The organism is Longimicrobium sp., from assembly GCF_036387355.1.
GTDB lineage: Bacteria > Gemmatimonadota > Gemmatimonadetes > Longimicrobiales > Longimicrobiaceae > Longimicrobium.
Genome location: NZ_DASVTX010000470.1, coordinates 1 through 5550 on the forward strand (window position 1 = coordinate 1; position 5550 = coordinate 5550).

Sequence of the window (5550 nt, forward strand, 5' to 3'; positions counted from 1 at the left end):
GATCAATGGCTTACCGGGATTCGTACGGGGGCTTCGGCGGAGTGTCGATCACCCCCTGGGTCAAGCGCCTGCTGATCGCCAACACGGCGGTCTTCCTGGCCCTGTTCGTCATCGGACTGGTGCCCGCGGCCGCGCGGGCCATCAGCCTGGTTCCGCTCGCGTTCCAGCCGCGGAATTTCCTGTGGCAGCCCTGGACGCTGCTGACCTATTCGTTCGTTCACGCGGGCGTCTGGCACCTGCTGGGCAACATGCTCACGCTCTTCTTCTTCGGCCCGCCGCTGGAGGAGAGGTGGGGTGGACGGGGGTTCCTTCGGTACTACGGGGTCGCCGTGCTGGGCGGCGCGCTGCTGTCGGCCGCGCTGTACCCGCTGCAGCCCGCCGTGGCCATCGTGGGCGCGTCGGCGGGAACGCTGGGGCTCATGCTGGCCTTCGCCATGATCTGGCCGGACATGCCCATCCACATCTGGGGCATCTTTCCGGTCAAGGCGAAGTGGCTGGTCGTGGGCCTCGCGGCCATCAACCTGATGACGGCGGTGAGTCCCGAGAGCACCGGAACGGCGGTGCTGGCCCACCTGGGCGGCATGCTCGCCGGCTTTCTGCTGCTCAAGAGCCGGTGGGCGCCGCCCGCGTGGGGCGAGGTGCCCTCCTACGTCAGCCGCGGATCCACCTCGCGCCGCGGGACCGCTCTGGTGCCCTGGGCGCCGCGCAAGGCCGAGGCTCCGCGGGCACCCGCGGGGATCGCCACGGCGGCCCGCCCGGCGGCGGGGAAGAAGAAGGCCGCTTCCGCCGAGCGCGAGCTGCTGGACGACGTGGATCGCATTCTGGACAAGATTTCGTCGCAGGGCCTCGCCTCGCTCACCGACGACGAGCGCCAGCGCCTGGACGAGGTCAGCCGCCGGTACCGCACCAACTGACGGCCGCACGGCGAAAAGGTAGATGAACGAGAGCCCGCTCCTGTTTCAGGGGCGGGCTTTCTGTTTTCCACAAATGTGGAGAAGCCGCGCCGCAGGTTGTCTGTGGACAACTCCGCGCCTGAGGCGATTGTCGCCGTGGCGAGTGGCGGGCGACTGAAGTCGCGGCAACAACGGCGCGAAGTCCGCCTGCGCGGACTGTGGCGGCGGCACCGCTGTGAAAAGCAGGGGTTCACGCGTCCGACTGTCCACAACGAATGAATTCGCCGCTGGAACAGCACGAAGTCCGCCTGCGCGGACTGTGGCGGCGGCACCGGTGTGAAAAGCGGGGATTGACGCGTCCACCCGTCCAGAGCGAATGAATTCGCCGCAGGAAAAGCACGAAGTCCGCCTGCGCGGACTGCGTCCGCGGCTTCGGCGCGCATCCCGGCAACGGCGTGTGGCAGGGTGCCGTAACCTGTTGTGCCCGTGAGATTTGTCATCCTGAGGAGGCGCCGGACGCGCCCTTCGCCGCGCCGAGCCCTCGCGCCGACGAAGGATCTGCTTCGCCCTCGTTCGAGCGTCGCGCCCTGCACCGATACCACGTCCGCGGTTTGTGCCCCAGAAGCAGTTGTAGCCGCGATCGTGGACGCGTCAGCGGCCGTGAGTCGGGGCTTACCGCTTCTGGAGCGGCGGATTCATCCGCTCAGGCGCGCCGTCTCCCCCAGGCGCCATCGAGAACGGCATGTTAACGTGCGTTATTAGAGTGCACCTGTGCCAGCATGCGGGGCGAGGTTATCGATGATGGGCGTTAACGTGCGTTCACTCAGGGTATCCGCCGGGATGATCCCTGCCTGGTGCAGGGAAGCGAGGCCGTGAAGGGTGGCCCAGAGCGCGAGCGCGATCTCTTCGGCGTTGCCGTCCACCAGTGCCCCATCCGCGATGCCCTCGCGCACGCGATCACGCAGAAAGCGGCGTACGGCATCGCGCTGGCGCAGGGCAGGGGAGCTTTCATCCCCGCCCGCGGGTTCGAAGAGCGACCGGTACGCCTGCGGCTGCGCGACGGCGAACTCCAGATAGGCCGCCGCGGTGGCACGCAGGCGATCCAGGGCGGTAGGCGCTTCCAGCGCGAGAAAGAGGTGGCTGCCCAGCAGGCGCGAACCCTCGCTCATCACCTCGCGAAGGATGGCGTCCTTGTCCGGAAAGTGGCGATACAGCGCGGTGGCCGTGACCCCCACGCGCTCCGCCACGGCGCGCATGGTAACGGCGTCCGCCCCGCGTTCACGGTACAACGCCCGCGCCGCGTCGATAATCCGGGTCTTTATGTCGCTCATGTTAACGAACGTAAACTACGTGTTTCGGGATGTCAATCCGACGATCGCGGAATCGGGATCGATCCGCACCTCCTGTTAACAACAGTTAACGGCCGTCACTGCGTGTGCCCGCGCATCGGAACAGAATCCCGGGAAGACGGGGGTGGAATAGATCGGGAGCGTGCATTGTCTAAGGCCATGGAGTGGTAGATCGTTGCCGTTCCGATGCGGCGCGCCAGGGGTGCCCGCAGAACCTGATTGCCAGGCAGGGCGCAGGCGTTTACTATTCTGCATCGCCTCCCCACCCAGGGGCCGGATTCCCGGCCATCGTTTCTCCTCGCCAGTTCCCATGCGACATACACAACACGCCGCGCGCTATGCCGCGGTTGCCTCGCTCGTGCTCGCGGCCGCGTGCGCGGACAATTCGCCCCTGCTTCCGGCGCCCACGACGGAGCCCGGGGCCGACCACGCCCTCGTGGAGTGCAGCGTGAGCCGGGCCACGGCCAGCATGCAGTGCGCCCCGGTGCAGCCCGCCACTTCGGGCCAGGGCCCCAACCTGAACCGCATCATCGGCGGCCAGGACCGCTACATCAAGCTGGCCAACAGCGGCAACGCGTTCGCCGGAACCGTGTTCAGCACCCAGGTGACCGTGCAGAACCTGATGCAGTCCGCGCTGGGCACGTCCGACGGGGACGCCGTTACCGGAGTGTCGGTCTTCTTCTTCTCCGGACCCACGGTCACGGGGGGGACGGGCGGCGTCAGCGTGCTGAACCCCACGGGAACGGCCGCCTTCATCTCCGACGACGTGCCGTACTTCAGGTACGACCAGGCGCTGCAGCCGTACGAGATCTCCCGGTCCAAGGAGTGGCAGTTCCAGGTGGACCCGGGCGTCACTTCCTTCAAGTTCCAGGTGTACGTTTCGGCCAGCCTGGTGAACGAGACCACGCTGCTGGGCAACGTGTGGACGGGGTCGGCGAACGGCGTGTGGTCCAACGCCGCGAACTGGTCCGCGGGCGTGCCGGACAGCCTGAGCACGGCGGCGATCCCGGCCGACTCGCTGCTGGCCGGCGGCCATCCCGAGCTGGACGCCGACACCCGCACGGGCGCACTCCGCGTGGGGTACGGCAGCGGGCTGAACCTGAACGGCCACACCCTGCGCAGCAGCGGCACCGTGGACGCCCAGGGTGCCATCAGCGGGGGAACGCTGCGGCTGGACGGCTCCGCGCGCGTGGGCGGCGCGCTTCCCTCCGTGGTCATCACGGGCGCGCGGCACGTCCAGAGCACGGTGAGCACCTCCGGGGCGGTGTCCATCCAGGGCGACGGCTCGCTGACCGTCGCCGACCGGGTGGTCACCATCTCCGTCCCCTGACGGCCGCGGTTCCTCAGCCCATCCGCCCGATCGTGGAAAACGGGGCCGGCTCACCGCCGGCCCCGTTTCCTGTATCCGCACGGTGTGCTGGCGCGCGGACGGCGCAAACCGCATCTTTCCGCGCGCGGTCCCCCGCACCACACCCCCTCCGTCCCACTCCGCCGGCTCGTTGATCCGCACCCCGCCTTCGCAGCCGCTTCGCGCTCCCTTCCGCGGCCCGGCGCCCGCGCACACCCGGTGCGCCCCGATGCTCCAGGGTGCGGCGGAATGAAACTTCGTGCGCCGTTGTCAAACGTGGCACGGGCCGCCTCACCGCGGAGGGAGGCCCGCGGCCCCGACCCCCGCCTGATGCAAGACATTCCCACGGACCCGGAGCTCTTGGCCGCCGCCCGCGGGGGAGATGCGCATGCCTTTCGCCTGCTGGTGGAACGGTACGAGCAGGCCGTGGCCGCCACCGTGGCCGGCATGCTGGGGCGGGGCGACGAGGCCGAAGACGTGGGGCAGGAAGTCTTCATCCAGCTCTTTCGCTCGCTGGACCGCTACCGGGGCGAGGCGGCGCTGGGCACCTACCTGCGCCGCATCGCCATCAACCTCTCGCTCAACGCACTCAAGCGGCGCCGGCGACTGGCCTGGCGCTTTCCCAGCCGCGACCAGGACCGGGAGCCGCTTCCGGAGCCCGCCACGGACCCCGACGCCGCGGACGCGTGGGAAACGCGCGAGCACGTGCGCGCCGCCATCATGCGGCTGGCGCCCGCGCACCGCGCGGTGGTGGTGCTGCGGATGGTGGACGGGTGCTCCACCCGGGAAGCCGCGCAGATTCTGCAGATTCCGGAAGGCACGGTCATGTCGCGCCTGAGCCGCGCCATGAAGGAACTGGAACGGCACCTGACGCCGTACCGGCGAGACAATTCCTCTGGTCAGGAGGGTGGCTGATGAGCGAACGCGACGACGGGCTCCTGCTGCGCTCGCTGGCCGGAGAGCTGGGGCGCACCGAGGCCGCGGAACTGCGGGCCCGGCTTGACGCCGATCCCGCGCTGCGCGGCCGCATGCAGCAGCTGCGCATGATGGCGGGCGCGCTGCGCGGCGCGCGTCACGACGCGTTCGCCGCCGGGTTCGCGGGGCGGGTGGCGCGGCGCGCTCGCGCGGAGTACGAGCGCGGCCCGCTGAGTGCCGCGTTGCTGGGGCGGTACTTTGCGCGCCTCGTCCCCGCCGTGGTGGCCATTCTGGTGCTGCTGGCCGCCTACACGCTGCGCGACAGCGGGCCGGGGCAGGGCGGGGTGGACGCGCTGCTGGGGCTTGCGCCGGTGACGGCCGAGACGCTGCTGGCCGCCGACGGGCCGGGGATGTGATGGCCGCGCCATGCTGAAGGTGGAAACCAAGAGCGCCATCATCCTGCTGGCCACCCTGCTGCTGGGCGCCGCGATGGGCGCGCTGGGCACCGGGGCGCTGGCGCGCTACCGGGCCGCGCAGGTGGAGCAGATGCGGCGGAACGGCGGGTTTCCGGAGCACATGCGCGAGATCATCCAGCCGCGCAGCGCGGCTCAGTGGGATTCGCTGCTCCCCATCGTGCGGGCCACGGGGCGCCGCAACGAGCGCATCCAGGCCCGCACCCGGCGGGAGATGCGCGCCGCGCTGGACTCCATGCGGGCCGAACTGGCGCCGCGGCTGGATGCGGACCAGCGGCGCAGGCTGGACCAGTTCGCGCGCGGCGCTTTTCGCCCGCGCAGGCCGGCCCCGCCGCCGCGCGGGCCGTATCCGCCGATGGGCCCGCCGCCGCCTCCGCCCGGCGCGCATCTTCCCTGAGCTTCCACCGCACGCGGCGAGACAGCTGGAGCTTCAAAAATCAGGGGTACAGAGGAACAGAGAACTGGACCTGCCCCGATTGCAAGGACACCGGGTTAGTGGGGATCAAGCGGCTTTTGGAAGCGACGCGCGCGTCGCTTCCAAAAGCCGCTTGTCGAACACCGCTGGCGTCAGG

At 69.9% G+C, this 5550-nt stretch carries 6 protein-coding genes; 5 read left to right on the top strand and 1 reads right to left on the bottom strand.

Annotation, left to right across the window (positions count from 1 at the left end; genetic code table 11):
* Positions 1-914: rhomboid family intramembrane serine protease (locus tag VF665_RS20380; protein ID WP_331055304.1), on the top strand; the 914-nt coding region annotated here is incomplete at its 5' end.
* 737 nt (positions 915-1651) lie between these two features.
* On the opposite strand, the gene VF665_RS20385 is transcribed toward VF665_RS20380, so the two are convergent.
* Positions 1652-2224 (bottom strand): TetR/AcrR family transcriptional regulator, encoded by a 573-nt coding sequence (locus tag VF665_RS20385; RefSeq protein ID WP_331055305.1) that lies wholly within the window; start codon positions 2222-2224, stop codon positions 1652-1654.
* 328 nt (positions 2225-2552) lie between these two features.
* Between VF665_RS20385 and VF665_RS20390 the strand changes: the two genes are divergently transcribed.
* The 4 genes from VF665_RS20390 (at position 2553) to VF665_RS20405 (ending at position 5375) form a co-directional block, all read left to right on the top strand.
* Positions 2553-3572 carry a hypothetical protein gene (locus VF665_RS20390; protein ID WP_331055306.1) on the top strand — a complete coding sequence of 340 codons (1020 nt, stop codon included), beginning with the start codon at positions 2553-2555 and terminating at the stop codon, positions 3570-3572.
* Between the two features lie 348 nt (positions 3573-3920).
* On the top strand, positions 3921-4505 hold the full coding sequence (locus tag VF665_RS20395; RefSeq protein ID WP_331055307.1) for an RNA polymerase sigma factor: 585 nt from the start codon (positions 3921-3923) through the stop codon (positions 4503-4505).
* Positions 4505-4921, top strand: a complete 417-nt coding sequence (locus VF665_RS20400) for a hypothetical protein (RefSeq protein ID WP_331055308.1) — start codon at positions 4505-4507, stop codon at positions 4919-4921. The genes VF665_RS20395 and VF665_RS20400 overlap by 1 nt, the downstream gene beginning before the upstream one ends.
* A 10-nt stretch (positions 4922-4931) precedes the next feature.
* Positions 4932-5375 (top strand): hypothetical protein, encoded by a 444-nt coding sequence (locus VF665_RS20405; RefSeq protein ID WP_331055309.1) that lies wholly within the window; start codon positions 4932-4934, stop codon positions 5373-5375.
* The last annotated feature ends 175 nt before the right edge of the window (positions 5376-5550 follow it).

Excerpts from the sequence above, each read along its gene's own strand:
- VF665_RS20385 (WP_331055305.1), bottom strand. The coding sequence starts at position 2,224 with ATGAGCGACATAAAGACCCGGATTATCGACGCGGCGCGGGCGTTGTAC.
- VF665_RS20390 (WP_331055306.1), top strand. The coding sequence starts at position 2,553 with ATGCGACATACACAACACGCCGCGCGCTATGCCGCGGTTGCCTCGCTC.
- VF665_RS20395 (WP_331055307.1), top strand. The coding sequence starts at position 3,921 with ATGCAAGACATTCCCACGGACCCGGAGCTCTTGGCCGCCGCCCGCGGG.
- VF665_RS20400 (WP_331055308.1), top strand. The coding sequence starts at position 4,505 with ATGAGCGAACGCGACGACGGGCTCCTGCTGCGCTCGCTGGCCGGAGAG.
- VF665_RS20405 (WP_331055309.1), top strand. The coding sequence starts at position 4,932 with ATGCTGAAGGTGGAAACCAAGAGCGCCATCATCCTGCTGGCCACCCTG.